This window comes from Phytoactinopolyspora halophila, assembly GCF_003287285.1.
In the GTDB taxonomy this organism is placed as follows: Bacteria; Actinomycetota; Actinomycetes; order Jiangellales; family Jiangellaceae; genus Phytoactinopolyspora_A; species Phytoactinopolyspora_A halophila.
Window position 1 is genome coordinate 1 of record NZ_QMIG01000011.1, and the last position, 26,680, is coordinate 26,680.

Here is a 26,680-nt window from a genome sequence, read left to right on the forward strand (position 1 = left end):
GACGCCATCAACGCCCACCTCCACCGCTAAGCATGAACGTTGCAAGCACCGCTTGAGCCCGCCCATAGGTCGCTTAATGTTCATGATCAGCGGGAGAAATCAGCGGGAGAAGTCGCGGGCCGCGACGCGCACCTCGCGCAACAGCTCGAACACCGCCACCCGCTGGTCCCGGTCGAGGGCGGGCAACCCGAAGTCGGCCTCCATGAGTTCCGCCGTGACGCGCTTGACCGCGTCACGCCCGGAATCGGTGATCCGGGCCAACGTTCCGCGCCCATCGCGCGGGTTGGGCTCACGCACCACGAACCCGGCGGTCTCCAACCGCTGAATCGTGTTCGTGACGCTGGTCGGGTGCACCATCAGCCGCTCCCCGATCTTGGCCATCGGCAGCGCACCCGTGCGGCTGAAACTCAGCAGCACCAGCGCCTCGTAGCGCGCGAAGGTCAGCCCGTACGGTCGGCAGATCCGATCGAATTCGCTGAGCAGCAGCTGCTGGACCCGCATGATCGACGTCGCGGCCGCCATCGCGTCGGACGGCCCGAATCGCTCATCCCAGATCTGCGCGGCTCGCTCGATCGGATCGAAGTTCAGGTCGAGGGGGTCAGACACCCGCACCTCCTTACCGGCGGCGTGCCGTTACCCGCCGGTTCGGTGGATGGTCAGGCCGCTTCGGGTTCGGTTTCTTCTTCTCCGGAGGCTTCGGTCCGGCACCGCTCATCTCGCGTCGGCGCTTGTGAATGACCCGCGCCAGGTCGTGGGGCCGCGGAACGTAGCGGATGTCCTTCAGACCCTGCTGCTGCGCGGCGTTCTCCAGCACCAGGTGACCCGAGTTGAACGGTCGCAGGTACCACGGCCGCATCACCGTGATGTCGAGCAGCCGGACGACCTCCATCTCCGCCTCGTGCAGCGAGAACAGGCCCCACACCCGATAGACCCGGGAATCGGTGACGACGAATCGGTCACGCGCGATATACAGCGAGCGGCCGAATCCGTAGCCGAGCAGCGCCAGCACCAGCAGGATCCCGAACCACGCCACGTTCGCCGACACGAACGGAACCCAGAAGACGGCGATGGCAAGCCCCACCACACCAGCGAGTACGGGAAGGATATACAGGATGCCGCTGTGACAGACCTCGGCGATCACCCGCTCGCCGGAGACAAGCTTGCGTGCCACCATCCGGTGGCCGAACCAGGACTTGATCCGCCACCAGATCAGCCGAACGAGGCCGTCTTCGGCTACTCGGTCGAGCCAGCGCACGAAGCGATCGACCAGACCATCGACCAGGTCCTTCGGCGTCCGCACGGTATCTGCCTAGATGAGCTCGGTGAAGAATGTGATGATTGCGCTGAAGAGATCGCCGAACCACGAGCCGATGCTGGACAGCATGTCGGCCATCCCCTCAGGCTCGGCCAGAAGGAAGTACACCACGAACGCGATGAGAAAGATGATCAACGCCTTCTTCATCGCTGCCCTCCCTTCTGCCGGCCGCTCGTGCTCATGATGTCCTGACGGCGCTGAACGTCACAAGCCCGCCACTGTGTTACTTGTAACGTACGAGACACCATCCTGTCCGTTCGCCACGCCGATCATCACATACCGATCATGACATAGCATCGACAACTTCTTCTGCAGCAGCGTACGGGTCGAGCGCGCCCCGCAGAACTTCCGCAGCCAGCGTGTCGAGCCGTTCGTCACCATGGATCTCCGAGAATCGCTGGCGCAACGTGCCGAGCGCGATGGCTTCGATCTCGTCACGTGTACGCCGCATGCGACGTGACTCTAGCTCACCGCTCTCCGCCAGCCAGGCATGGTGCTTCTCGAGCGCGTCGATCATCTCGTCCAGACCGTCGCCCCGCGACGCGACGGTGGACACGATGGGCTGGCGCCAGTCTCCCGGCTCCCGCTCCACCATCCGCGTCATCGCCTTCAGGTCACGCACGACGTGCTCGGCGCCGTCATGGTCGGCCTTGTTGACGCCGAACACGTCGCCGACCTCCAGGATGCCGGCCTTGGCCGCCTGGATGCCGTCGCCCATGCCGGGTGCCAGCAAGACGATGGTGGTATCCGCCACGGTCGCGACCTCGATCTCCGATTGCCCCACACCGACGGTCTCGACGAGCACGAACTCGCATCCGGCAGCATCGAGTACCCGCACCGCCTGCGGCGTCGCCGCCGCCAGCCCGCCCAGGTGGCCGCGGGTGGCCATGGAACGGATATAGACGTCGCCATCGGTCGCGTGCTCTTGCATGCGTACCCGGTCGCCGAGCAGGGCACCGCCGGTGAATGGCGACGACGGGTCGACCGCCAGCACGCCGACGCGGCGACCCTGACCACGAAACGCCGTGACCAGAGCGGACGTCAAGGTTGACTTGCCAACACCCGGAGACCCGGTGATTCCGATCACGCGCGCCGAGCCCGCATGTGCCACCAGGGCCGCCATGACATCGCGCAGCAGTGGGGAATCGTTCTCGACGAGAGAGATCAACCGGGCAACCGCCCGCGGATCCCCCGTACGGGCGCGCTCGACCAGATCTGTCAGCTCCGCAGCGGCCACTGTCAGGATGTCCTCAGCAACAACGCGTCTCCTTGGCCACCGCCACCGCACAGCGCGGCCGCGCCCTGACCGCCTCCACGCCGGCGCAGTTCGAGGATCACATGCAGCACGAGGCGCGCACCCGACATCCCGATCGGGTGGCCCATGGCGATGGCCCCGCCGTTGACGTTCACGATCTGCGGGTCGAGGCCGAGCTCGCGGGTGGACGCCAGGCCCACGGCGGCGAACGCTTCGTTGATCTCCACGGCGCCCAGCTCGGACACGGCCACGCCGGCCCGCTCGCACGCGGCACGGATCGCCCGGGCAGGCTGGCTCTGCAGGGTCGAGTCCGGGCCGGCGACGACGCCGTGGGTGCCGATCGTGGCCAGCGGTTCCACGCCGAGTTCACGGGCTTTGGCCTCGCTCATCACCACGACGGCACAGGCGCCGTCGGAGATCTGCGACGCCGATCCGGCCGTGATGGTGCCCTCCCGGTCGAATGCGGGACGCAGCCTGGCCAGGGACTCCGCCGTGGTGTCAGCCCGGACGCCTTCGTCGTGCCCGAAGAACACCGGATCCCCCTTGCGCTGCGGGATCTCGACCGCGACGACCTCGTCGTCGAACGTGCCGTCCTTCCACGCCTGGGCGGCGCGCTGGTGCGAACGGGCCGCGAACTGGTCCTGTTCCTCGCGGGTGAACGACACGGAGCCGGCGCTCGACTCGTTCGCGGCTTCGGTGAGCGCACCCATCGCCTGATCGGTGAAGTGATCGTGCAGGCCGTCGTAGGCCATGTGGTCCAGCAGCCGTGCGTCGCCGTACTTGTATCCGGCTCGCGAGCCCGGCAGCAGGTGGGGGGCGTTGCTCATCGACTCCATACCACCCGCGACGATCACGTCGAATTCCCCGGCGCGCACCAGCTGATCGGCGAGTGCGATGGCGTCGATGCCGGACAGGCACACCTTGTTCACGTTGAGCGCGGGAACCGTCATCGGGACACCCGCGTTCACGGCGGCCTGGCGGGCCGGAATCTGCCCGCATCCCGCCGTGAGCACCTGTCCCATGATCACGTATTCGACGGCGTCCGGCTGCACACCAGCCTTGTCGAGAGCGCCCTTGATCGCGAACCCGCCCAGCTCCGCACCGCTGAACCCGGACAGGGAACCGAGCAACTTGCCGATGGGGGTACGTGCACCACCTACGATGACCGCCATACCTTCAGCGTAACGTGCCCGGTCCCCCGCGGGCCCTCGTCACGGTGCCTGGACGAGCTCCACCAGGACCCCTCCGGCATCCTTCGGATGGACGAAGTTGATCAACGAGCCGCCGGTGCCGCGTCGCGGCTCGTCATACAGCAGGCGCATTCCCCGCTCACGCAGCGTTGCGCTGGCCGCTGCCACGTCGTCGACGCGGTAGGCGATCTGCTGGACGCCTGGACCGGACCGGTCGAGAAAGCTCGCGATCGCCGAATCGGGTCGCAGGGGTGCGAGCAACTGGATTTGCGCCCCGGTATCGCCGGGCGAGACATACAGCATCGCCTCCCGGACGCCCTGCTCCTCGTTGTCTTCGCGATGCGCGAGTTGCATGCCAAACGTCTCGCGATACCAGTCCACTGCCTCGTCCAGATCGTGGACCGCGATGCCGACGTGGTCGATCGTGGTAAAGATGGCCATGACAATCACCCTAGAGAGGGTCCAGATATTTACATATCCTCCGATTGAGGGGTGGTGGGCACGACGTCTCGACCACTACCGTAGGCAGGTACTGTTGCCTTGGGCGGTGAGGCACGACGGGGGATCCCGGGCAGCAGCTCACGGAGATCAACACCGCGTCGATCAGCCACTATCTTGATCACGGAGCACTGATCAACGAAAGGACCGAGACGTGCGACCCCGGGAGGGCCGCACCCCGAGGGAGACCATGAGCGAGGTACAGGAAGCAACCGCGAACGAGACGGGTTCGGACGGCCTGTCGATTTTCGACGGCTCGCCGACCGGTGGGTTCACGATCGCGATGCGCGGCTACGACCGGATCCAGGTCGAGCAGCACATTCGCCAGCTCGAGGCGACGCTGGCGCAGGTGCGCAGCCGTGCCTCGGATCTCGACAAGCAGGTCGTCCGGTTGCGGCAGGAGTTGGCCGAAGCCAGCACGGAGCTGCGTGAAGTAGAGCGGCCCTCCTACTCCGGGCTGGGCGCGCGCATCGAGCAGCTGCTCAGGCTGGCTGAAGAGCAAGCGAGCGAGCTCGTGGCCCAGGCCGACAGCGAGGCCGGCGAGATGCGTTCCGCTGCGCAGGCCGAGGCCGCCGAGATGCGTACCGCCGCCGAGAACGAAGCCTCGGAGATGCGGGTCAACGCGCGGCGCACGGCCGAGGAGCTGGTGGACGACGCCCGCGTCGAGGCCGAAGAGCTCCGTTCGTCGGCCTCCCGCGAGGCCGAGGAGCTGGTCGAGAACGCGAAGCGCGAGGCGTCCAAGATCCGCTCCGCGGTGGAGCAAGAGGTCAGCGAGCGCAAGTCCAACGCCGAGCGCGAGCTCAACCGGGTCCGCGCGGCAGGCGAGCGCGAGGTCGCCGAGCTCCGGGCCAACGCCAAGCGCGAGGCCGAAGAGCTCCGCAACACGACCAAGCGGGACGTCGAGGAGCTGCGCAAGAGCACGCAGCAAGAGGTCGACGAGATGAAGGCCGAGGCGCAGAGCATCCTCGACGATGCCCGGACGCGCGCGGATAAGGAGCTCACCGACCTCGAGCTCACCCTCGTCGCCAAGCGCGAGCAGCTCGAGCGCGAGATCAGCGAGCGGCACGAGAACGCGGTCTCCGAGACCCAGAAGATGGTGGCCGACGCCGAGGCGCGTGCCGGCGAGGCTGAAGAGCGCGCGAAGACGGCGAACGAGAGGGCGGAGAAAGTCCGCCGCGACGCCGACGAGCAGGCCAAATCGCTGCTGGCCAGCGCTCGCCGGAACGCCGACAACCTCATCGCCGACGCCAAGCAGCAGGCAGAGAAGATCCTCTCGGAAGCCAAGTCCGAGGCGAACCAGAGCGTGTCCAACGCCAAGCGGGAGGTCGCCGAGCTCACCCGCCAGCGCGACAGCATCAGCTCGCACCTGCAGCAGCTGCGCAGCCTCCTCGGCGGTGTCGGGGGCGGCAACGTCCCCGGTCTCGAGGCCGGCGGCGAGACTTCGGGCGACGACGTCGTCGATGCCGAGGTCGTCGACGACGACAAGTGACGAGGATCACCGAATAAGCTGGGATCACTTCGCTGGGGTCACCGGGGCCGGCGACGGCCCCGGGCCTTCCAGCACCCGCGATGCCAGTGCCGGCGCTCGTCGATTCCTCCGCCGAAGAACGTTGGGCTTTCCACCGGCCACGCCACCACGTGTGGTGTGGCCGGTGGAATCATTTGGTCACAGCCCGGGCACCGGTACGGCTTGGTGGACGCGCTCCCCGTGATGTGACGGACGACCCACTCGCCGTCCGGCCACGACTCGACTGTCTCGTGCACGTCATCATCGTCGCTCACGCCCCGGCGACACCTGATACCAGGACACCCCCGGCACCGTGAGCGTGGGCGACATGTCGCAGACTCGTTCTGTGTTCGCTCGTTGGGGCGCCCGCGCCACTCGCCTGCGTTGGAGGATCCTTCCCGCCGTCGTCGTGATCGCCGTCGTCGGCGGCGGGTACGGCATCGGTGTCTTCGATGCCACCACGCAGGGCGGCTACGAGGATCCCGGGAGCGAGGCCGTCCAGGCGCGGCAGGTCATGCAGTCCGCTCCCGAGACCGCGGCGGCCGATGTCATTGCCGTGTACACCGCACCGGCGGGGCAGCGAGCGGACTCGGACGAGTTCGCGGCCACCGTTCAGGAGTCGCTCTCGGCGCTCCCGGATGCGAGCGTGTCGAATCTCACAACCTACTGGGACGCCGGCGCGCCGTACCTGCTCAGCGACGACGGCCGCAGCGCGCTCGCGCTGGTGACCCTCGCGGGGGAGGACTCGAGCGATACCCAGGCCGCTTTCGACGAGGTGAAAGACGCGCTCCACGTCGACGACGACGGAGTGCAGACCACGCTCACCGGAACGGCACCGGTCCAGTCGGCCATCTCCGATCAGACCAAGCAAGACCTGTTCTTTGCGGAGGGCGTCGCCCTGCCCGTCGTGGCGTTCCTTTTGATCATCATCTTCGGCGGCGTCGTCGCCGCGTTGCTTCCGGTGCTCATCGGCGCCCTGACCGTGCCGGTCGCGCTGGGGATACTGCGGCTCATCGCGGAGTTCACCACCGTCAACGAGTTCGCGATCAACGTGGCCGGCTTGCTCGGCCTGGGTATGGCTATTGACTACGGCCTGTTCATCGTCAGCCGCTACCGCGAGGAACGTGCGTCGGGAGCGCTCGTCGACGACGCCATACGCAACACCGTCGCCACCGCCGGGCGCACCGTGGCGTTCTCGGCGCTGCTCCTCATCGTCGCGCTGTCCACGCTCTTGCTGTTCCCGCAGGACTTTCTCGGTTCGCTGGCGTATGGCGGGATGACCGCCGTCGCCCTGGCCGCCATCGTCGCGCTGACCGCGCTGCCGGCCATCCTTCGCGTGCTCGGAGACCGGATCGACGCGTGGCGGATCCGCCTGTTCCGCCACCGGAGCCCGGAGGATGCGGTGGCCCGGACGGCCACGTTCTGGGGACGGCTGGCAGATCGGGTGATGCACCGGCCTCTCCTGTTCGCCGCGCCCATCCTGGCGATCCTCGTGCTGCTCATCTCCCCGTTCCTCGACACGACCTTCGGCTCACCCGACGAGCGCGTGCTTCCCGAGGACGATCCGGCCAGGATCGCCACCGAGGACCTTAACCAGCGCTTTCCGGAAATCGGCAGGGACGACATCCAGATCGTGCTTTACCCGGAGGGCGACGCTCCCCGCGACGCTTCCGGCGTCGACGACACCACCGCCGCCCGCTTCGCCGACGACGTGTCCGCACTGCCCGAGGTGGAAGCCGTCGACCGGACTAGCCCACCCGACGCGTCGATCGTCGTTCTCGAAGCGCGGTTTCCCGGCGCCGTCACGGATCGGCCGGCGGAGGACGCCGTCGATGCGATCCGCTCTCTGGAGCCGCCGGACGGTGTGGAGGTGCTGGTGGGTGGCGTCACGGCACTGAACGTGGACAGCCTCGACGCCATCACCGACCGGCTCCCGCTCATGACCGCCATCCTGGTGGGCGCGACGCTCGTGTTGCTGTTCCTCGCCTTCGGTTCGATCGTCCTGCCGCTGAAGGCGGCTGTCATGGCCGCCGTCAGCCTGTCCGCGACGTTCGGCGTGCTGACATGGATCTTTGTCGAGGGGCACGGCGCCGGCCTGCTCGACGTGACGCCGCAGCCGATGGAGATCGGTGTGGTCGTGCTGATGGCTGCCGTGATCTTTGGCCTGTCCACCGATTACGAGGTCTTCTTGCTCTCCCGGATCGTCGAAGCGCACGAGGCGGGAGCATCCACCGCGACCGCGGTCCGCACCGGAATGATCAAATCTGGCCGCGTCATCACGTCCGCCGCCCTCCTGCTCATCGTCGTGACCGGGGCGTTCGCACTGTCCGGGATCCAGATGATGCGGTTCATCGGTATCGGGATGATGTTCGCTCTCGCGCTCGATGCCACCGTCATCCGGATGCTGCTGGTTCCGTCCGTCCTCAAGCTGATGGGGCGGGTCAACTGGTGGGCGCCCGGTCCACTGCGCACGCTCCGGCGACGCCTGGCACTCGACCACACCCCAACCCGCTGATCATGAACACTAGTCGAATACATAGGTCGATTAGTGTTCATGATCAGCGGACGGGGCCGGTTGAGCGGCGCACGACGAGCTCGACCGGCTCAGCATGATCCACCGGCTCGGTGCGTCCCGCGCCGTCACCGGGATCGCCATCCCCTGCACGGTCGGCATCCGCACCGCTCAACCGGTCGAAGAGGGCACGCCCGAGGGCGCGGCCATCCATCCGGATCGTCGTCAACGGCGGGTCGAGAAGCTCGGCGGTGGGTAGATCGTCGTGGCCGACCACGCTGAGGTCGCGCCCGACGGTGAAGCCCCGCTCCCGGGCAGCCAGGTATACCCCGTGTGCGGTGTAGTCGGAGTTGGTGATCACTGCCGTGGGCGGGGTGGGCGAATCCAGCAACGCCGTCACCCGTTCCATGACGGCGGCAAGGTTGAGAGGCGTGAACACGGGACGGGGCGGGAGGCCGAGGTCCGCGCACGCCAGCTCGAACTCGTCGAGGCGGTCGTGGTCGGCCATCAGTTCGCGCGGGGCGGTGAGGAAGGCGATGTCGCGGTGGCCGAGCTCGTAGAGGTGGTCGACGGCCAGGCGCACGGCGCGGCGGGCATCGGGGCCGACGCGGATGACGTCGTCGAGACCGGGAGCCGTGGCGTAGAGCACCACCGTGGGTGCTCCGGGTCGCAGATCGCGCCACAGGTCGACCGACTCGCCGGGGCCGACGGGCGCGATCGCGAGCCCGTCGACGTGGTGCGCCGCGAACCGCTCGATGTGCTGGCGCTCGCGCTCGAAGGAGTAGTCGGCGTCGGCGATCAGGATCGTCGTCTCCGAGGAGACCGCGGCTTCCTGGGCACCCGCGATGACGTCCAAGAAGATCGGGTTGCTCAGGTTCCGGATCAACAGGCCGAATGAATTGCTGCTGCCGGTGCGCAGCGCGCGTGCATAGGGGTTGGCGCGGTATCCGAGTTCGGCCGCCGCAGCCAGGATGCGCTGCCGGGTCTCTTCCCCGACGCCCTCGCGCCCGTTGAGCGCGAAGCTCGCCAGCGTGGGCGATACGCCGGCCCGGCGTGCGACGTCCTTGATCTTCGGTCGTTGCGTCATCAACTCTCCACTCCGAGGCCGCTCACCCTCACGAACACACAAGCTTGGCACGACTATATCGATTTAGTACCGTGCGATCCGGAGTGGAAGGAGTCCACGTTCCCATGTCGCCCCCTCGAACCTCGGCGCACCATGCCGCACCGGCCGAACCGGATCCACCTCGCCCGTACCCGGCCGTGGCCTTCGATCTCGACGGCACCCTGTACGTCAGCGGCGTCCCGATTCCCGGCGCACCCGAAGCCGTCTCCGCCATCCGCTCGTCGGGACGCGCCGTGCTCTTCGTCTCCAACAACCCCCTGCGCACCCCGCGCCAGTACGCCGAGCGGCTGACCGGCATCGGCATCCCGGCAACCGAGGACGAGGTGGTGACCTCGGCCGTCGTGGTGGCGCAGTGGCTTGGCACCGAAGCTCCCGACGAGCCCGTCTTCGCGGTCGGCGAGCCGATCTTGCACCAGCAGCTGCACGAGGCGGGGATCGCTACCACGCCCGACTGGCGCGAGGCCAGCGTGGTACTCGCATCGTTCGATCGGACGTTCACCTACGACACGTGGCGCGACGCCTGCTTCGCGCTGCGCGCGGGCGCCCGATTCGTCGCCACGAATCCCGATGCCACCTGCCCCACCGCCGACGGCGAGATTCCCGACTGCGGGGGCATCATCGCCGCCCTGGAGACGTCCTCGGGCCGGCAGCTCGACGCCGTCGCGGGCAAGCCGTCCACGGTCATGTCGGCGCGCATCCGGGAATTGCTCGGCGTGGCGGCGCGGGACATCCTGGTCGTCGGGGATCGCCTGGCCACCGACATCGCGCTGGCGCACCACGCCGGCTTCGCCAGCGCCGTCGTACTGTCTGGCGTCAGTGACCGCGCGGCGGTCGCCGCCACCGAATGGCGCCCCACACACGTCCTGGACAGCATCGCAGCACTACCCCACCTGCTCGGAGTGAACTGACCCGCCGGTCACCGCCGGTCAACGCGCCGCGATACGGGGATCGGGGATCACGAGCTCGACGTTGCGGTCACCGGCCGTTCCCGACGCGTCCCGGCCACCCACGCTGTACGGGCTGTTGGCGGCCAGCTCCCGGTGCCAGGATGCGAGCTCGTCGACGGTGTCGGTGCCGCCGGGAACGAGTGCCGTGTCGTGATCCACGATCGTGGAGACCAGCGATACCGTACCGTCGTCGTTCTCGACGATCTCCAGCAGCCGCGCCTGGCTCGGCCACTCCATGATCGAGCCCGTCGTGATCTCCCAGAATGGGTGCCTCTGTCCCTGATGCAGGCGCACGTGATGGCGGTGCGTGTGGCCGCTGATCCACGCCAGCACGTTGGGGTAGCGATCGAGCACGCCGGCCAGTTCGTCACCCAGGATCCGCCGGCCGGCATCCGGATGATCCGCCGCCGGGGCGATGTCGTTCGTCATGCTCGCCCGCGGATGGTGCGACGCGATCAGTACCAGGCGCTCGTCTCCCCCGCCGGAGACCACGCGCCCGCCGGCGTCGTGATGGCGCACGTGCACCTCGGCCAGCCGCGCCTCCAGCCAGGCCAGCTGGCGCTCGTCGATGCTGCCCTCGAAGTGCCCGGCCGGGTTGGTGGTGTCCAGCATGATGATCCGCACGCCGGGGATGGCGTCGTGGGCGTAGTAGGCCGTACCGGCATCCACGTTCTCGGCCGTGAAACCGTGCCCGTGGGGCTGGCCCCCGTCGTCGAAGTGAGCGCGGACGAACTCGCCGCGTTTCGCCGGGCGGCGCTCGGCGCTCGCGTGGACCTGCCGGCACGGTCCGGAGAACAGGTGCATCGGGTTGGTGACGAAATCCCCCAGGGGACCCGGCGGGATGCCGTACACCTTGCGATCGCCGGTCATGACCTTTTCCAGCTCGGGTGTGGCCGCCGTGCGGCCCTGGACCAGCCCGTCGTGATTGCCGTGGCAGGTCACCCACGGCACGTCCAGCCCCGTCGCGTGAAACGGCCGCAGCCCGGCCTCCACCAGGCCCGGGACGGCCGGGAACCCGTGCGCGTGTGCCCACCCGACGTCGGCCCTCTCGGGATTCCACGCCCAGTCCACGCTGCCGTCTTGCGTGCCCTCGTATACCGGACCGCCGGAGTCGAGCTGCACCGGCCCTCCCGAGAGCAGGCGCACGTAGGCCTGCATCTCGTTCCACTGCATGTTGTCGACGTTGTCGCCCGTGGTCATGGCGAGGTCCAGCGCGGCGCCGGTCAGCGGGCTGATCCGGATCCGGTTCAGGGTACGGATCAGCGCGTCGGTGGCGTGCGGGGCCAGGAGCTCTTGCGGACGCTGCATGGGCAGGAGGCGCCGCGTGTCGGCGCTGTCACCGAACCCGTGCAGGACCTCCAGCCGGGCCGGGGACTGCACGTCGAGCAGCTGGATGTCGGTGAGGTGGGCGATGTAGGCGAGACTGCGGCCGGGCGTGCCGGAGCGGCGGACCGCCAGATCCTCGCGGGCGACGTGCGCCTCACCGGGTGCGTCGGTCAGGACGTGGTATGACTGCGCCGGCCCGGTGCGCTGCACGGCACCGCGCTGGATCGTCCGGTCGACGCTGGTGGGCCAACTCGTGGTCATGAACACTAGTTGACTATATAGGTCAACTAGTGTTCATGATCAGCGGAGGGAGGGTTTCAGGACGACCTTGGAGTAGCCTTCTTCCCGCCGGTCGAATCTCGCGTACGCATCCGGGGCCTCACGCAGCGGGAGCTCCCTGGAAACCACGAAACTCGGCTCCGCACGGCCGGCGATGATCAGATCACGCAAGAACTCGCTGTAAACCTTCGAATTCGCCTGGCCAGTTCCCATGCGCAGGCCCTTCTCGAAGAACTTCCCGATGTCGAACAGCAAGCGCCCTTCTCGCGCGTTCTCGTCCGGCCCACCCGGGTCCGAGGTCAGGTACAGGCCGACGACGCCCAGTGCCCCGGTGGCGCGGACCGTCTCGACGAGGTTGTTCAGCACCAGTGCGGGCTGCTCCTCTCCTTCGGAGACCGTTGCCTGGTACCCGACCGCGTCGATGCCCTTGTCCGTGCGGCCGTTGTTGCGGTCCTGGATCTGTTCGTTTGGATCACCAGCCGAGTAGTCGATCGGGATGGCGCCGATGCTCTCGGCCAGGCGGAGCCTGTTGGCCACCTTGTCAACGACGAAGACGGTGGCGGCGCCCCGGATCAGCGCCGAGTACGCGGCCATCAGGCCGACGGGGCCGGCACCGTAGACGGCAACCGACTCGCCCGGGTTGACGTCGGCCATCTCGGTGGCGTGGTAGCCAGTGGCGAAGATGTCGGCGAGCATCGCGAAATCGTTCTCGTGTTCCTCGCCCGGGGGCAGCTGTACGCAGTTGAAATCCGCGAACGGCACGCGCAGGTATTCCGCCTGTCCACCCCGGTACGGCCCCATGCCGACATAGCCGTAGGCGCCGCCGGCGGCGCCTGGATTGACGGTGAGGCAGAACGCCGTGTTCTTCGCGCGGCAGTTCCGGCAGAAACCACAGGCGACATTGAACGGCAGGACGACCCGATCGCCCTGGCGGACGGTGGTGACTCCCTGGCCCACTTCTTCGACGACGCCGAGGTTCTCGTGGCCGAAGACGATCCCCGGTTCGGCAGCGGTACGGCCTTCGTACATGTGCAGATCGCTACCGCAGATAGCCGTCGTCGTGATGCGCACGACGACGTCAGTGGGCGCCTCGATTCGGGGATCGTCGACCTCTTGGACCTCGATCCGTTCGGGTCCCTGGTACACGACGGCCTTCATCAGCTCCTCCTCTCATGCCGATACAGCGTCGCTGTACCCGCGACATGGAGGCACATGCACGAAGGCCACACCCTCACACCCGCTCCCTGATCATCGAGGATCGCGCCGGCCTTGATTCGGCGTGATCCTCGATGATCAGGCGGCGTGGAGCTACACGTTGATCGTGATCTCCGCGTCCTCGCGCAGATCGCTGATCAGAGCCTGGACGGCTTCGTTTTCCTCTTGAGCCTTGGCCTGCTCTTCGAGCTGTGGCTTCATCTCCTCGAAGGAATCCATGTCCTCCGCGGTACCCATCTGCTCTCGCTGCTCTTTGGACTGATCATAGAGCTCTTGCAGCTCCTCCTCCGTGGGGTCGATTTCACCGGCCTCGTCGGAGACGAGCTGCTCCAATTTCACCTGGATCTCGAGCTGGGACATCAATTCTTCTTCTTCCATGCCCTGCTGCTCTTTCACGGCGTTCTTGAAATCTTCGCCCGATTCCATGCCGTTTTGCTCGGCGAGATCTCCCAGCGTCTCGTTGACGTCTTCCTCGGAAGCCTCGAACCCGCGGTTCTCCGCCTCTTGCACGAGAAGCTCGGTGTCGACGAGTCCCTCGGCGGTCTGCTGCTTGAGCTGTTCCACCTGCTCATCGCCGAGTTCTTGGCCCGACTGCTGGGACTGCATCGCCATCTGCTGGTACTGGCGCTCGTAGGAGGAGACGAAATCTTCCTTCGGGATCTCGCTGCCGTTTACTTCAGCAACGACGTCCGGAATTTCCTCCAGGTCGGGCGGCTCCGGCATTCCCTGCTGCTGTTGCTCATTGTCTTCTTGCTCTTCTTGCTCTTGCTCCGACGAGGCCTCGTCATTTTCCTCTTCCCCGTCTTCACCACATGCTGCTACGCTGGCGAGAGAAATAGCAAGACCGATACTCAACAATGTCTTTTTGAACACAGGCACTTCCTTTTCTGGAACACAAATACTTCCCTTTTCAGCAGGTCGTGGCCGTCCACGCTACCACGCTGGCCTGCCACGATGCCCGAACTCGGCGGCGCCCGATGAGGAACATGAATAGCTGTCCGGCATTGCCCCACACGACCCGAATCTTCCCCTGTCAGGCACATGATCCAAGGGCGCGATCTATACCGATGACGAACCGCGGCAACCCTGCTAGCCCTTGACGGCTCCCTGAGTGATTCCGTTGACGAAGCTGCGCTGGAAGGTCAGGTAGACGATCACGATCGGCGCGATGACGATCACGCTGGCCGCCGCTAGCAAGGGAATATCGGTCGAGTACTGCCCGACGAACAACCCCAGACCCGCCGGTGCGGTTCTCCGGTCGGGATCCTGCATCATCACCAGCACCAGCAGGAACTGATTCCACGACCACATGAAATACAGCACCGACAACGTGGTGATGGCCGGCCACGAGATCGGCAACAGCACCCGTACCAGGACCATCATGTCCCGGGCACCATCGATGCGCGCCGCCTCGACCAGTTCTTCGGGCATGCTGGAGAAATGTGCCTGCATCCAGTACACGCCGAACGGCAGGAACAGTGCCGCCTCGGCCAGGATGATGCCGATGTAGGAGTTGGTGAGGCCGACCTCGCGCAGGTTGAAATACAGCGCCACCACGACGAGCTCGACGGGCAACGTGAGCCCCAGGACGAACCCGAGCGAGAGCACCCGGTTACCCCACACCTTGAGAATCGACAGGCCGTAGGCGGCCAACGTGGCGAGCAGCACCGCGAGCGGCACCACGCCGAAAGCGATGATCATGCTTGAGCGCATCAGATTGGTGAAGTTGCCCTGCTCCCACGCGAGCGTGAAGTTCTGCCAGGACCACTGATCGGGAATGCTCAGCCCGCTGATCTGTGAACCCGGTGCATGCAAGGCCGCCAGAATGATGCTGACGAACGGCAACAGCACCATGAGCGCGAGGATCACGAGGACGGCGTACCGGACGCTGACGCCGCCGATCTTGCTACCGGCCCGAGGTCTCATCTGTCCTCCCGCGCGAAGTAGCGGATCGCACTGACGAACCCGATCACGATCACGGTCAGTACCACGGCCAGCGCGCTGGCGCTGCCGATGTTGCCTTCGTTGAAGGCCAGCCGGTACACGAGCAGTGCGGGCACGTTCGTCTGCCCGGCGGGGCCGCCGTTCGTCGTCACGAAGACGAGGTCGAAACTGGCGAGCGCGGCGATCGTGGTGATCACCGCGGCGATCGTGATCTCCCGGCGAACTCCGGGCAGCGTGACGTGGCGGAACTGCTGGAACGGCCCGGCTCCGTCGATGATGGCGGCTTCGTACAGCGACGTGTCGATCTTCTGTGCGCCGGCGAGGAAGAGCATCATGCACAGCCCGCTCATCGTCCACGTGCCGATGAGGCCGAGCGCTACCAGGGCCAGGTGGTAGTCACCGAGCCACGCGCGGGTGATCCCGCCGAGACCGATCACTTCGAGGAACTGGTTGATGACGCCGTTCTCGGCGTAGAGCCAGCGCCAGGTCACTCCGACGGCGACGAGTGGCAGCACCTGGGGGAGGAAGAACACCACCCGGAAGAACGTCATCCCGGTGCGTACCCGCCCGAGCAGCAAGGCCGTCATCAACAGCCCGATAACGACGGGAACGAACGAGAAGAAGATGATCAGTATCAGGCTGTGCAGGATGGCCTCGTAGAGCGCCGGATCCTGGAAGATCTCGACGTAGTTCTCGAACGCCGCCCAGACCGGCGGCAGGATGCCGTCCCATTCGAGGAACGACAGGCGAAGCGTGCTCAGCGCCGGCCAGATGGCAAAGCCCACGTAGACGGCGAGTGCGGGCAGCACGTAAAGCAGACCCTTCGCCCGCCGGCTCCCGCGCGGCAGGCGACGCGTCCGCCGGACCGCGTTCTCCTCTCCGCCACGAGCAGCGCCGGCCCGTGGCGGAGAGGGGGACATGGCCAGGTCATCCGGCATGGTGCTCGTCCCACGATTCCTGCAAGGAGCGCAGGAACTCGTCACGCGTCATCGTCTCGCTGATGAGCCCCTGCACGCCCGGAGTCAGCTTGTCGATCATTCCCGGCGAGGCGAAGTCGGGGAACGGCACGATCCCGTCGTTCTCGACCACGGTGGCGAAGCTGTCCGCGATCTCGGCCCGCACTCCTTCGGCGCCGAGTTCGGCTTCGGTGTTGATCGGCATGAATCCACCCTCGAACTGGATCTGAGCGGCTTCTTCCGAGCTGAGGTAGTCGAGGAACGCGGCGGCCACGTTGGGGTGCTCGGTCTTCGACGAGATAGCGTATGCGACGCTCGCCCCCGAGGCTACGGTGGCGGGCTCGCCGGACGCCGTGGGCATGAGGAAGAATCCGACGTCCTCACCCATTTCCGATTCCAGGTCTGCCGCCGCCCAGTTTCCGGTGATCAGGAACGCGCTCTCGCCGTTGGCGAAGTTCGCCTGCGCGTCGCTGTCGGCGGTGGCATTCGCCGACGATGGGATGTACCCCTCGTCGACCCATTCGATGAGCGTGTCGGTGGCCTCGGCGGCGCCGTCGTTCTCGATTGTCGCGCCGTCCTCGCCGTACACCCACGCCCGGTAGTCTTCTACGTCACCGAGGACGTTGAGCAGCGCGTTCCAGATGTGAAAGCCGCCGACTTCCAGGCCGCCGACGCTCAGCGGGTCGGTCCCGGAATCCTGCACCTGCCGCATCGCCTCCTCGAACTCCTCAAGCGTCGCGGGCGCCCCGTCGACACCGGCATCGTCCAGGATCGACGTGTTGTAGAACACGCCGAGGACGGACAGCGCGCCGGGTGCGGCGTAGAGGTTGCCGGTGCCGAACTGCTGGGCCGATTCGTCCGAGCTGAGAACTTCCAGGCTGGCCGCCGGGAACTTTTCACTCCAGCCGTACGCCTCTGCCCAGGGTCCGAGGTCCAGGATGAGCCCGGCCGGGACCAGGGTGTTCATGGCACCGGGGTTGTACTGCGCGATATCCGGCGGATCGTCCGACGACATCGCCAGTTTGATCGACTTGACGTAGTCGTTGAACGGGGTTTGCTGGGCGTCGATGGTGACGTTCGGGTGATGCTCGGTGAAGCCGTCGATCAGGTCTTCGGTTGGCGGTTCGTTGGTGTAGGACAGGGTGAGCGTGACCGGTTCATCGGTGATGGTGGTCGACACGTCGTTGTCCGACTGATTCGTCTCACCCCCGCCCGAGCCGCCCGCGCACGCAGCCAGGGCCAATGCCGCCGTGGTGCCGAGGGCGAGCAGTGCGCCGGGCCGCCGGAATGGTGCCGTCTTACGCATGACCTTCTCCTTCATCGGGGTTACCGGCACTGGCCGGATACCGGGCTAGGCACCCTTCCGGGGTGCCGTGGTCGTCGTCAGTGGGCCTCTGACGCGGTCGAACGTGGTCCGGTCGATCTCCTCCAGCGAGTGATGCAAGGCCCCGTAGACGACGGCATCGTCACCGAGGGTTGACACCTCCAGCGCCGGTTGGTTCAACGGCTGCTGATCCAGCTGCCGCCGCACCGCCGCAAGGAGCGTCTCCCCGCATCTGGCCAGCGGACCTCCGATGACGATCAGCCGGGGATCGAGAACGGCGCGGATCGCGGCCACGCCCTTGGCGAACCGGCCGGCGACGACGTCGATCGCCTCCAGCGCGGCCGGAGCGCCATCGACGACGGCGTCGAGCACGATGCCCAATGCGCGCTCCCCGGCGCCTGCGAGCCGCGACCGGAACTCGTCGTCGCCGCACCGTTCCGCGGCTACCGAGGCGAGCCGGACGATCTCCACCGCTCCGACCCATTCTTCGAACGGACCCAGGCCCTGCGGGGAGCGCGTAGCAGCGGAACTTTCCGCGAGCAGATCGAGGAAGCCGACATCGCCGGCGTCGTTCGACGCGCCGCGATAGAGCTCACCGTGCAGGACGATGCCGGCACCCACGCGCTCGCCCCAGTGCACCATCACCAGCGAGTCCTCGCGCCGCTCCGCGCCGCGCCACCGCTCGCCCTGCGTGGCCAGCTTCACGTCGTTGTCCAGGTAGACCGGCCCACCAAGCGTCTCTGCGAGGCGGCGGACCAGGATGTCCCCGGCGAGGCCGGGCATGCTCGGGATGAGTTTGATGACGCCGGCCGCCGGATCGACGATGCCCGGCGCGCCCACCGAGGTGAACCACACGTCGTCGCTCGCCACCGCTGCCGACTCGAGTACCCGTCGCACGGTGTCGAGCAGCGTGTGCACCGCCTCGTCGCCGCGGACGCCGGCGGGCAGCTGGACGACCTCGGATCCCGCGACGGTGCCACCGAGGTCCGCCAGGGCCACCCGCAGGTCTTGCGGACTGATCGACAGGCCGAGCACGTACCCCGCCTCGGCCCGGAAACGCACCAGCTGCGCCGGCCGGCCCGCGCGCGTCGATTCCCGGTCCGGACCCTCGAACTCGATCAATCCCTCGGATTCGAGCGCGTTGAGGGAGCGAGTGACCGCCTGCCGTGACAGCCCGACTGCCTTGGCCAGTGCGGACACGCTCATGCTGGTCTCGGCCCGCAGCTGGCGCAAGATCGCGGACGAGTTCAGCTCCCGCATGAACTCGGTACCGACCGCCACTATCCCGTCCACTGGCGCTCCCTCACATCCACCGCTCGATCGTTGTGTCGGGTCATGTACGCTAGCATATTTATTATGGACCGTACGAAACTAATTCGACAATGGTCGTGAGGTGTGAGGATGACCGGCAACGATGAATCAACGCCACCCTGGGGTGACACGCTCCGGGGCCTGGCCCGGCGCGTGCTCGGACCCGTGGCCGACGCCGTGCATTTCGCCCCTCTCGATTTCCCCCCTCTCGATTCCGCCCCTCTCGATCCAGCGCCGGCCGCCGGCCACAACAATGCCGGCCGGCACTACGAGTACGAGGCACGCGGCGGTGACGTGACGGTAGCGGCGACAGACGGCGTGAGCGCCGCCGTCGGACTCCACCATTACCTGCGCGAACGCTGCGGGCACTCCGTCGGATGGGATACGCCCTTGCCGCTGCCGGTGCGGTCGCTACCGGACAGCCCGCCCTCGCGCGGCGACGCCCGGGTACGCCACGGGTACTACCTGAACTTCTGCACCTTCAGCTACACCATGCCGTACTGGGACTGGGCCGACTGGGAACGCGAGATCGACTGGATGGCGCTGCACGGCATCACGATGCCGCTGGCCCTCACCGGCCACGAGTCGGTACTCCACACCGCCTACACCCGGCTCGGCATGGACGACGAGTCGATCCGCGGCTTCCTGGGTGGCCCGGGTTACCTGCCGTTCCAGTTCATGGGCTGCCTGGACACCTTCGCCGGGCCGTTGCCCCCGTCGTGGCTCGACAGCCATCGCGAACTCGGCGCCCGCATCCTCGAACGCGAGCGTGCCTTCGGCATGACACCGGTCCTGCCCGCCTTCACCGGGCACGTGCCGCCCCAGCTCGCGCCGCAAGGATCCAGTCGCATCTGGCAGGGATTCGAGACCCGCGTCCTCGATCCGTCGGATTCGCGGTACCAGCAGATCTGCACCGAGATCGCACGCGCGCAGCTCGAACTCTTCGGCAGCGATCACCTGTACGCCGCCGACCCGTTCATCGAGATGATCCCGGTGGACGCCGACCCGGCCTTTCCGGGTGCCGTCGCCCGGGCAACGCTCGCGGGTCTTCGCGCCGCAGACCCCGAGGCCGTCTGGGTCATGCAAGCGTGGCCGTTCTCCTACCAGCGCCACTTCTGGACCGACGAGCGGATCCGGGCATTTCTCGACGCGATTCCCCACGAGCGGATGCTGATCGCCGACCTCTGGGCCGAGTACGACCCGCAGTGGCGGCGCCTCGAACAGTTCTCCGGGAAGCCATGGCTGTGGTGTGCCCTGCTGAACTTCGGCGGCCGCACCGACCCCGTCGCCGACCTCCCGAACGTCCCGCAATCGATCGACGCAGCTCTCGAAGCACCAAACCCTCCGTCCGGTATCGGACTGTCGATGGAGGCCACCCGGAACAATCCGGCGTTCTTCGAGCTCGTGGCCGACCAGATCTGGAACCGGGTCACCGACATCGGCACCTGGATGGACACCTTCGTCGACCAGCGCTACAGCACGCGGCGCGACGACGACGCGACGACGCTACGCGCGGCCTGGCGTGGCCTGCTCGACAGCATCTACGCCGCCAGCGGAGTTCGGATCTTTCCCGCCCAGTTCAGCGGCGTCGTCACCGCGAAGCCGTCGTACGCGCGCATTCCAGACGGCCTCGACCAGCTACGCGCGGATATCGCCGGCGCCCTCTGGTACTCGCCCGGCACGCTCGTGACAGCCTGGGAGCAGATGATCGACGTTGCCGAGCGGGACCGCGCTCTGGCCGCAGGACCGCTGGGGCACGATCTCATCGAGGTGGGTATCGCCTACCTGGCACGCCTCGCCGACCGGTTCTTCCTCGACGTCGTCGAGCAGTCGGTGCGGCTCGGCACGCGCAGCGACGAGCACGTCGCCCGCTTCATGCGCCTGTTCGACGATCTGGACCGCCTGCTGGCCACCCGCGACGAGTTCACCTACCAGCACTGGGAGGCGAAAGCGCTGTCCTGGGCGAGCGAGCCGGGAGATCGGGACGTCCTGGCCGACAACGCCCGTCGCATCATCACGGTGTGGGGAACCACGACCAGCCCGCTGCTCGACGACTACTCGGGACGCTTCTGGAGCGGCCTGGTCGGCGGTTATTACCGCGACCGTTGGCAGCTGTGGGCGCACGGGCTAGATCGGGCCCTGGCCAGCGACGAGCTCGGCCACGATCACGACAGCAGCGAGCACGACCTGAACCGCCGGCTCCAGGAACGCGCTGAGGCTTTCCTGCGAGACGGCCCTCACCCGCCACCCGAAGACCTGGGCGACGTCGCGACCGAATCGCGCCGCGTGTACACCACATACGCATCCCATGCCGGTTCGCTTTCGCGGACGCCAGACCACAACTGATGAGGAGCACCATGACATCGCGGGTACCACCGACCGAGCAGCGCAACCCGCACACCGCCGATATCGACACGCTGGAGAGTCACGACATCCTCCGGCTCCTGCACGACGAGGACGCCCGGGCCGTGGAGGCGGTTGCGGCCGCAAACGAACAACTCGCACGCTCCGTGGACGAGGCCCACGCGCGGCTCGTCCGGGGCGGATCGGTGCACTATTTCGGCGCGGGCGCCTCGGGCCGGCTCGCCGTGCTGGATGCCACGGAGATCACGCCAACGTTCGGTGCTCCTCGGGATCTGTTCACGGCTCACTTCGCCGGCGGCGCGAGCGCCGTCGTCGATTCCTCGATCGACTGCGAGGACTCCGACGACATGGGCGCGGCGGCGGCGCGGAACCTGGACGAGAGCAGTGTGGCCGTCGGTATCACCGCCTCCGGGTCCACCACCTACGTCGCCGGTGCGCTGCGCACCGCCCGTGCCATCGGCGCACTCACCATACTCATCACCTGCAACCCCGACGCCCCGCTGCGCGAGCTGGCCGACATGGCCGTCGTCGCGGACACGGGCCCGGAGGCGCTCGCCGGTTCCACGCGGCTCAAAGCCGGCACGGCGACCAAAGTGATCCTCAACTCGTTCTCCACCGCCCTCATGATCAAATCGGGGCGCACGTACAGCAACCTCATGGTGGGGCTGGTGGCGTCCAACACCAAGCTGCGGGAGCGGGCGGTCGGCCTGCTCGCTGACGCCACCGGCTCCGACGAGCGGAGCTGCCGCGAGGCGCTCACCGATGCGGGTGGCAAGATCCCCGAGGCACTGGTGCGCCTGCTCACCGGTTGTTCGCCAGAACGGGCCCGGTCGGCGATCGACGCGCACCCGAGCGTTCGCGACGCCGTTGCCGCAGTGCACGGACGCGCCCTATGAACCAGACCGGCATCGCCGGGGTCGACGTCGGTGGCAGTGGTATCAGGGTGCGCGTCGATCCGGGCGCGCGGGAGGCCCAGGACAGAGAGCCACCGCCACGCGTGAACGGGAAGATCGACCTCGGCCAGCTCGCACCGCGCATCATCGATGCCCTCGACATGGCGGCTCCCGGAGCCGCCGGGTTCGCCGGGATGGCCATCGGCATGACCGGGCTTCCCGGACTCGTCGACGATCCCCGTCCACTGTGGGACGGGATGCGTGCACGCTTCTACATCGGCTCGCTCGCCGTCGCCGGCGACGCCTTGACGACGCACGTGGGTGCACTCGGTTTCCACCCGGGCGTCGTGGTCGCCGCCGGCACCGGAGTCATCACGCTCGGTACCGACCTCGACGGCATCTGGAACCAGTCGGACGGGTGGGGGTACCTGCTCGGCGACCACGGCAGCGGCGCCTGGATCGGCTTGATGGGCTTGCAGGCCGCGCTGCGCGCGCACGACGGACGGCCAAACGGGTCGAGCAACTTGCTCGACCACCTCGAAGCTCGGTTCGGGCATCCGTTGGAGCTGGTGGGTCTCGTCTACGAGTCACCATCCCCGGCGCATCACCTCGCGTCGTTCGCACCCAGCGTCGCCGAGGCCGCTCACGCGGGCGACCCGGTCGCCCGGCGGATCTGGACCGAGGCCGGGCAGCACCTGGGCGAGACGGCGATCGCCGCCGCCTCCGGACTGAAGCCCGTCTTCTCCTGGGGCGGAGGGCTCTTCGAGGCCGGTGACCTGCTCATGGAGCCGTTTCAGAGAACGATCCGGGCGTCACTTCCCGACGCGCGTTTCGAACCACCCCGCGGGGGCTCGGTTGCCGGCGCGCTCGCTCTGGCCCGCGCCGCAGCCGACGGAACGTTGCCAGCCAGCACGCCCTACCTGCACGCCTTCAGCTCGCCGGGCTGAAGCCCCACTCGCTACGAAGGCCTCGCCACGGAAATGGCGTGTCCGGCACGGAGAAGCCCAGTGCTGCGCAGATGGGCTCCCAACCGTCCTGCGGGTGCCAATCCACCAGCCGTTCGGCCGGAACCGACTCCCGGACCGCAGCAAGATGGTCGTCGTAGGCCTTCATCAACAGCTCGGGATGATCCCAGTCGGTCGTCCCGGTGAAACGCTCCAGGAGATCCGTGAGCCCGCAGCCCTGGCCGGTCCAGCCGTTCGCCACCGCCATCCGGGCTATCGGCAGGAGGGTTGCCGACATGCTGTCGTACCATTCTTGCGCGCTGTCCCGGCGGGACAGGATGATCGGCGCCTCTGGATAGTGGGTGCCGAGCTCGTCCCAGAACATCGCCGTGGGCCAATCGACGGCGGCGACGTAGCCATCATATATTTTGTCCCAATCGGGAGATCCACCCGTGAGAGCTGTCGCCCAGTCGGCACCGAGGTTGAACGGATGACCGGGAATGACAGCCATGTGATAGCAGTCGCCCCCCAGTAGCTGTTCGAGCGCCTCTTTCAGAGAAGACGTTCCGGTACGAGGCAGCCCCGCACCCACGATCGAAAGACCCACGCTGACATCTCCAAACGTCGTCCACACACGTGCGATTCGGGACAATACAGAAGAAAATGATCAGCGACAAGACAACTCCTGGTGAAATGTCAGGGACCGTCAAGCCACCACCTGTCACCGGGGCTGCCAGCAGACCCGTCGGTCCACCTCGCCAGTAACGGAGAACCGTCGAAGGCCACGCGGATCGTCGGCGACCTCGATCAAGTTCTATACAAATCCGTTGACAAGTAGACAAAATCCGAGACACACGTCTCGTGCTCACGGAAAACGGCGGTAGATCTCGCCCCGCACTGCTACGGTCTCCCAGGACGCGAAATGAGGGGACAACCATGGCAACGACGATCACTACCCGGCAGCCCGCTTTCGTACCGGGTCATCCACGTCCGGTTGGCACGGAGTCGACGGCCGATGTCACGGACGCGGCGAGTGCGGCCATTCGCCAGTACTTCGGCAATCCGCAATCCGACGGCGCCCCTGCGGGCGAGCCGCTGCGCGATCTGCCGGAACTGCGCAGCATGGGTGGCGTGCTGGAGCACACGTTGCCACCAGAGCACGCCACACCCGGTCAGATCCTGCGGGTTCGCCCTGGCGACACGATCAAGCTGACTACCGACGACGGCACCGCGCAAGCCGGGTCCGATCAGCGGCACGAGTACGAGATCCCGGCCGATTTCCCGGCAGGGTTGCACCGTTACCACCCGCTGGGCCGGAGCTCTCCGCGCGCCCACGCGTGCCTGCCCGCTCCACTCCTCGTCGAAGGTGACATCGACCAGGTGGACGGCATCGCCAGCGCGCGGGAGCGCACCTTGGTGATCGGCGAACGCCGGCCGGCCGATGCCGCACCACCGGCCGGGCTCACCGCCACCGTCAACGGCCAGGTACTGCCGGACATCGACATCCAACCCGGCGAGATCCAACGTTGGCGGATACTCAACGCGGATCCGCGCCGGGTCATGTGGTTCCACGTCGAAGGCCACACCCTGCACCAGATCGGGCAGGATGGCATGCCCTTCACCCAGGCCCGCCCGGTGCAGTCGATCATGTTGGTGCCCGGCAACCGGGCGGAAATCCTGATCCGCGCCACCCGGCCGGGACGGTATCGCGTGTATGCCGGGAAATACGGCCATGGCCAGACCGGCCAACCCCAGCCGGCGGTCGATCTGGCGACCTTCGCCGTGGCCGGACGGCCCGTCTTCAACCCGATGCCCCGCGGCCTCGTCGACGGGCCGCAGTTCGCCACCGAGCCGATCGCCGAGAAACGCACGCTGCGCTTCACCGGAGGCGATGGCACTCCTGGACGGGCGGTCCGGACCGTCATGGACGGGCACGAGCTGGATCTCGCAGACGTCGATCGATACGTCACGGCCGGCACCGTCGAGGAATGGGTACTCATCAACGACGACGCCACCCAGCACCGCTTCCACCTGAACGGCCACCCGTTCCAGGTGCTGGATGTCCAGGGCATCCCCGCAGGTGATCAGTCCTGGCAGACCAATCCGGAGATCTGGTGGGACACCTACCGGCTGCCGGCGAACGGTCAGGTCACGATCCGCGCACATATCCGCGCCTGACCATTCGCGCGGCACCGGACCACGGCTGCCGGCGAGCTCACTTCTTGGTTCTGCGGAACGTCCAGACAGATGTTGGGGTTCCTGGGCGTTCCACAGAACCAAGAAGTCGCCTTCTCGATCAACGGGCGCCGGTCTGATCTCGTTGGTACGTCACCGGGGGCGTTCCCACCACCTGAGTGAACACGCGCGTCAAGTGTGCCTGGTCGCTGAAACCGAGCCGGCCCGCCAGCGCCGCCCAGTCGATTCGCTCGCCACTGTGCGCGGCCGCCGTCGCTTCGAGAAGGCGGAATCGCTGGATCACCCACTTCGGGCCGATCCCGATGTACTCCGAGAACAGCCGCTGCAGCCGGCGCAGGCTGATCCCGGCATGCTCGGCCAACTGCTCGGCACGAACGATGTCGGTGCGCCGCTCGGCCTCGTCGACCAGGAGCGTGACCTCCCGTGCCATCGGATCCGGCTCCGGCCCGACACCGAGCAGGTATTCCTCGAGAACCGCGATCATAGCCGCGGAGTCCGTCGCCGCCAAGATTCCCTCGGCCGTGCCGCGGTCGTTCCTTCCGAGGACGTCTGCCGCAGTACGAACCGTCCCCGAGATCGCCGCCAGGCTACCTTTCAGCAGTGGGCGGAAGCCGCCGCTGAAGAAGGCCGCACCGAGCACGTGTCCCCCACCGGTCAACGTGCGAAAGAACGGCTCCCGGGTCACACCATGGACGAACAGCCGGCCGTCCTCGGCCGCGATATGCACGCGTGGCTGCGGAATGACTTGCTGGCGGTACGGCTGCGAGACCCGCCACCGCACCAGCCAGTAATAGTCCACGAACTCCGCCAGCGACGCCGATGGCGGGAGGCGCTCGACGTCGAACGCCTTCCGGCCCCTCTCCGGCCGAACGATCGCCTCCGGGCGCCCCCTGGGCACGGACATGGTCACAGCATAGTCGTCGCGTTTGTTCAAGACCGCCGGATTCCGGCGGCCTAGCGTGTTAACCATGACGTATACACGGAAGGCAACCTGCATGTTCAACGTCGCGTCGTGGTCGGAGAAACTCATCGCCGACATCGACGGCACGGGTACGAAAGCCGGCGAGGCGTATTTCCCCGATCGCGGCCTCACCCGCACCGACGTCAGCTACACGTACACCGGCGACATCGAAGGCACCGGCGCCCTCGTCTACCTCATCGCCTACAAGGCCGACGCCGCTCCCGTCGTCGGTCTGGAACGCTTCGAAGGGTCCATCGCCGGTCACGAAGGCACTTGCGTGTTCCGGCACATCGGCCATCAGGACAAGGGCTCGGTCTCGATACACCTCGACGTCGTACCCGGCATGGGCACCGGTGGCTTGGAGAACCTCCGCGGCGAGGCCGAGCTGTCCATCCAGGGACACAGCGACCACGGCTACCCCCTCACCTTGTGGTTCGACATCGACTGAAAATCGGCTGAAGATCCGATGACATCGCGAGCCGCATCGAACCCGTGAGCAGGGTCCTGGCCTGCCCGGATGTGCTGCTCTGCCCAGCATACTGTGGCCATTTGACGGGATGGATGACGTTGGGCACGATTTACATGACATGATTTGTAAAACATTCATGCTGTGAATG

At 67.0% G+C, this 26,680-nt stretch carries 25 protein-coding genes; 8 read left to right on the plus strand and 17 right to left on the minus strand.

Annotation, left to right across the window (positions count from 1 at the left end):
* Positions 1-99 precede the first annotated feature (99 nt).
* The 6 genes from DPM12_RS12000 to mce form a co-directional block, all read right to left on the minus strand.
* On the minus strand, positions 100-606 hold the full coding sequence (locus DPM12_RS12000; protein ID WP_170313697.1) for a MarR family winged helix-turn-helix transcriptional regulator: 507 nt from the start codon (positions 604-606) through the stop codon (positions 100-102).
* Between the two features lie 10 nt (positions 607-616).
* The gene (locus DPM12_RS12005) at positions 617-1,300 is read right to left on the minus strand and encodes a PH domain-containing protein (protein WP_112258569.1); all 684 of its coding nucleotides are present in this window, start codon (positions 1,298-1,300) and stop codon (positions 617-619) included.
* A gap of 9 nt (positions 1,301-1,309) precedes the next feature.
* Positions 1,310-1,462: a hypothetical protein gene (locus DPM12_RS23210; RefSeq protein ID WP_158542870.1), complete on the minus strand. Its 153-nt coding sequence runs from the start codon at positions 1,460-1,462 to the stop codon at positions 1,310-1,312.
* A gap of 136 nt (positions 1,463-1,598) precedes the next feature.
* Entirely contained in the window at positions 1,599-2,552 is a 954-nt protein-coding gene (gene meaB, locus DPM12_RS12010) for a methylmalonyl Co-A mutase-associated GTPase MeaB (protein ID WP_112258570.1), read from the minus strand.
* A 2-nt stretch (positions 2,553-2,554) separates the two neighbouring features.
* Positions 2,555-3,742 (minus strand): acetyl-CoA C-acetyltransferase, encoded by a 1,188-nt coding sequence (locus DPM12_RS12015; RefSeq protein WP_112258571.1) that lies wholly within the window; start codon positions 3,740-3,742, stop codon positions 2,555-2,557.
* A gap of 39 nt (positions 3,743-3,781) precedes the next feature.
* Positions 3,782-4,201, minus strand: coding sequence for a methylmalonyl-CoA epimerase (mce, locus tag DPM12_RS12020; RefSeq protein WP_112258677.1), 420 nt, complete (start codon positions 4,199-4,201; stop codon positions 3,782-3,784).
* A gap of 247 nt (positions 4,202-4,448) precedes the next feature.
* Between mce and DPM12_RS12025 the strand changes: the two genes are divergently transcribed.
* Complete coding sequence (locus DPM12_RS12025; RefSeq protein ID WP_112258572.1) at positions 4,449-5,747, plus strand: coiled-coil domain-containing protein; 1,299 nt, start codon at positions 4,449-4,451, stop codon at positions 5,745-5,747.
* A 38-nt stretch (positions 5,748-5,785) separates the two neighbouring features.
* On the opposite strand, the gene DPM12_RS12030 is transcribed toward DPM12_RS12025, so the two are convergent.
* On the minus strand, positions 5,786-6,058 hold the full coding sequence (locus DPM12_RS12030; protein ID WP_425467591.1) for a hypothetical protein: 273 nt from the start codon (positions 6,056-6,058) through the stop codon (positions 5,786-5,788).
* A 53-nt stretch (positions 6,059-6,111) separates the two neighbouring features.
* On the opposite strand from DPM12_RS12030, the gene DPM12_RS12035 reads away from it, so the two are divergent.
* Positions 6,112-8,280: an MMPL family transporter gene (locus DPM12_RS12035; RefSeq protein WP_112258678.1), complete on the plus strand. Its 2,169-nt coding sequence runs from the start codon at positions 6,112-6,114 to the stop codon at positions 8,278-8,280.
* Between the two features lie 43 nt (positions 8,281-8,323).
* Here DPM12_RS12035 and DPM12_RS12040 read toward each other — a convergent pair whose 3' ends face one another.
* Positions 8,324-9,364, minus strand: a complete 1,041-nt coding sequence (locus DPM12_RS12040) for a LacI family DNA-binding transcriptional regulator (protein WP_112258573.1) — start codon at positions 9,362-9,364, stop codon at positions 8,324-8,326.
* Between the two features lie 104 nt (positions 9,365-9,468).
* On the opposite strand from DPM12_RS12040, the gene DPM12_RS12045 reads away from it, so the two are divergent.
* Entirely contained in the window at positions 9,469-10,311 is an 843-nt protein-coding gene (locus tag DPM12_RS12045; protein ID WP_112258574.1) for an HAD-IIA family hydrolase, read from the plus strand.
* 18 nt (positions 10,312-10,329) lie between these two features.
* On the opposite strand, the gene DPM12_RS12050 is transcribed toward DPM12_RS12045, so the two are convergent.
* The 7 genes from DPM12_RS12050 to DPM12_RS12080 form a co-directional block, all read right to left on the minus strand.
* Positions 10,330-11,937, minus strand: coding sequence for a TIGR03767 family metallophosphoesterase (locus tag DPM12_RS12050; RefSeq protein WP_123788398.1), 1,608 nt, complete (start codon positions 11,935-11,937; stop codon positions 10,330-10,332).
* A 39-nt stretch (positions 11,938-11,976) separates the two neighbouring features.
* Positions 11,977-13,113 (minus strand): glutathione-independent formaldehyde dehydrogenase, encoded by a 1,137-nt coding sequence (locus DPM12_RS12055; RefSeq protein WP_112258576.1) that lies wholly within the window; start codon positions 13,111-13,113, stop codon positions 11,977-11,979.
* A 150-nt stretch (positions 13,114-13,263) separates the two neighbouring features.
* A complete protein-coding gene (locus DPM12_RS12060; RefSeq protein ID WP_112258577.1) occupies positions 13,264-14,043 on the minus strand; it encodes a SurA N-terminal domain-containing protein in 780 nt (259 codons plus the stop codon).
* Positions 14,044-14,259: 216 nt separating this feature from the next.
* Positions 14,260-15,096 carry a carbohydrate ABC transporter permease gene (locus DPM12_RS12065; protein ID WP_112258578.1) on the minus strand — a complete coding sequence of 279 codons (837 nt, stop codon included), beginning with the start codon at positions 15,094-15,096 and terminating at the stop codon, positions 14,260-14,262.
* Positions 15,093-16,052 (minus strand): carbohydrate ABC transporter permease, encoded by a 960-nt coding sequence (locus DPM12_RS12070; RefSeq protein ID WP_211658899.1) that lies wholly within the window; start codon positions 16,050-16,052, stop codon positions 15,093-15,095. The genes DPM12_RS12065 and DPM12_RS12070 overlap by 4 nt, the downstream gene beginning before the upstream one ends.
* Positions 16,042-17,376, minus strand: a complete 1,335-nt coding sequence (locus tag DPM12_RS12075) for an ABC transporter substrate-binding protein (RefSeq protein ID WP_112258579.1) — start codon at positions 17,374-17,376, stop codon at positions 16,042-16,044. Before DPM12_RS12075 ends, DPM12_RS12070 begins: the two co-directional genes overlap by 11 nt.
* A gap of 45 nt (positions 17,377-17,421) precedes the next feature.
* Positions 17,422-18,687, minus strand: coding sequence for an ROK family transcriptional regulator (locus DPM12_RS12080; protein WP_211658902.1), 1,266 nt, complete (start codon positions 18,685-18,687; stop codon positions 17,422-17,424).
* Between the two features lie 108 nt (positions 18,688-18,795).
* Here DPM12_RS12080 and DPM12_RS12085 point away from each other — a divergent pair, with 108 nt between their 5' ends.
* The 3 genes from DPM12_RS12085 to DPM12_RS12095 are packed head-to-tail and all read left to right on the plus strand — an operon-like array spanning position 18,796 to position 22,909.
* Positions 18,796-21,051: an alpha-N-acetylglucosaminidase gene (locus DPM12_RS12085; protein WP_112258580.1), complete on the plus strand. Its 2,256-nt coding sequence runs from the start codon at positions 18,796-18,798 to the stop codon at positions 21,049-21,051.
* Positions 21,052-21,062: 11 nt separating this feature from the next.
* Positions 21,063-21,965 carry an N-acetylmuramic acid 6-phosphate etherase gene (locus tag DPM12_RS12090; protein WP_112258581.1) on the plus strand — a complete coding sequence of 301 codons (903 nt, stop codon included), beginning with the start codon at positions 21,063-21,065 and terminating at the stop codon, positions 21,963-21,965.
* Entirely contained in the window at positions 21,962-22,909 is a 948-nt protein-coding gene (locus tag DPM12_RS12095; protein WP_112258582.1) for an N-acetylglucosamine kinase, read from the plus strand. The genes DPM12_RS12090 and DPM12_RS12095 overlap by 4 nt, the downstream gene beginning before the upstream one ends.
* On the opposite strand, the gene DPM12_RS12100 is transcribed toward DPM12_RS12095, so the two are convergent.
* Positions 22,893-23,513 (minus strand): sulfotransferase family protein, encoded by a 621-nt coding sequence (locus DPM12_RS12100; RefSeq protein WP_112258583.1) that lies wholly within the window; start codon positions 23,511-23,513, stop codon positions 22,893-22,895. The genes DPM12_RS12095 and DPM12_RS12100 overlap by 17 nt on opposite strands.
* A gap of 329 nt (positions 23,514-23,842) precedes the next feature.
* Here DPM12_RS12100 and DPM12_RS12105 point away from each other — a divergent pair, with 329 nt between their 5' ends.
* Positions 23,843-25,084 (plus strand): multicopper oxidase family protein, encoded by a 1,242-nt coding sequence (locus DPM12_RS12105; protein WP_112258584.1) that lies wholly within the window; start codon positions 23,843-23,845, stop codon positions 25,082-25,084.
* 118 nt (positions 25,085-25,202) lie between these two features.
* Here the strand turns inward: DPM12_RS12105 and DPM12_RS12110 are convergent, their stop codons facing one another.
* Positions 25,203-26,006, minus strand: coding sequence for a helix-turn-helix domain-containing protein (locus DPM12_RS12110; RefSeq protein ID WP_112258682.1), 804 nt, complete (start codon positions 26,004-26,006; stop codon positions 25,203-25,205).
* Positions 26,007-26,070: 64 nt separating this feature from the next.
* On the opposite strand from DPM12_RS12110, the gene DPM12_RS12115 reads away from it, so the two are divergent.
* Positions 26,071-26,511 carry a DUF3224 domain-containing protein gene (locus tag DPM12_RS12115; protein ID WP_112258585.1) on the plus strand — a complete coding sequence of 147 codons (441 nt, stop codon included), beginning with the start codon at positions 26,071-26,073 and terminating at the stop codon, positions 26,509-26,511.
* Positions 26,512-26,680 lie beyond the last annotated feature (169 nt).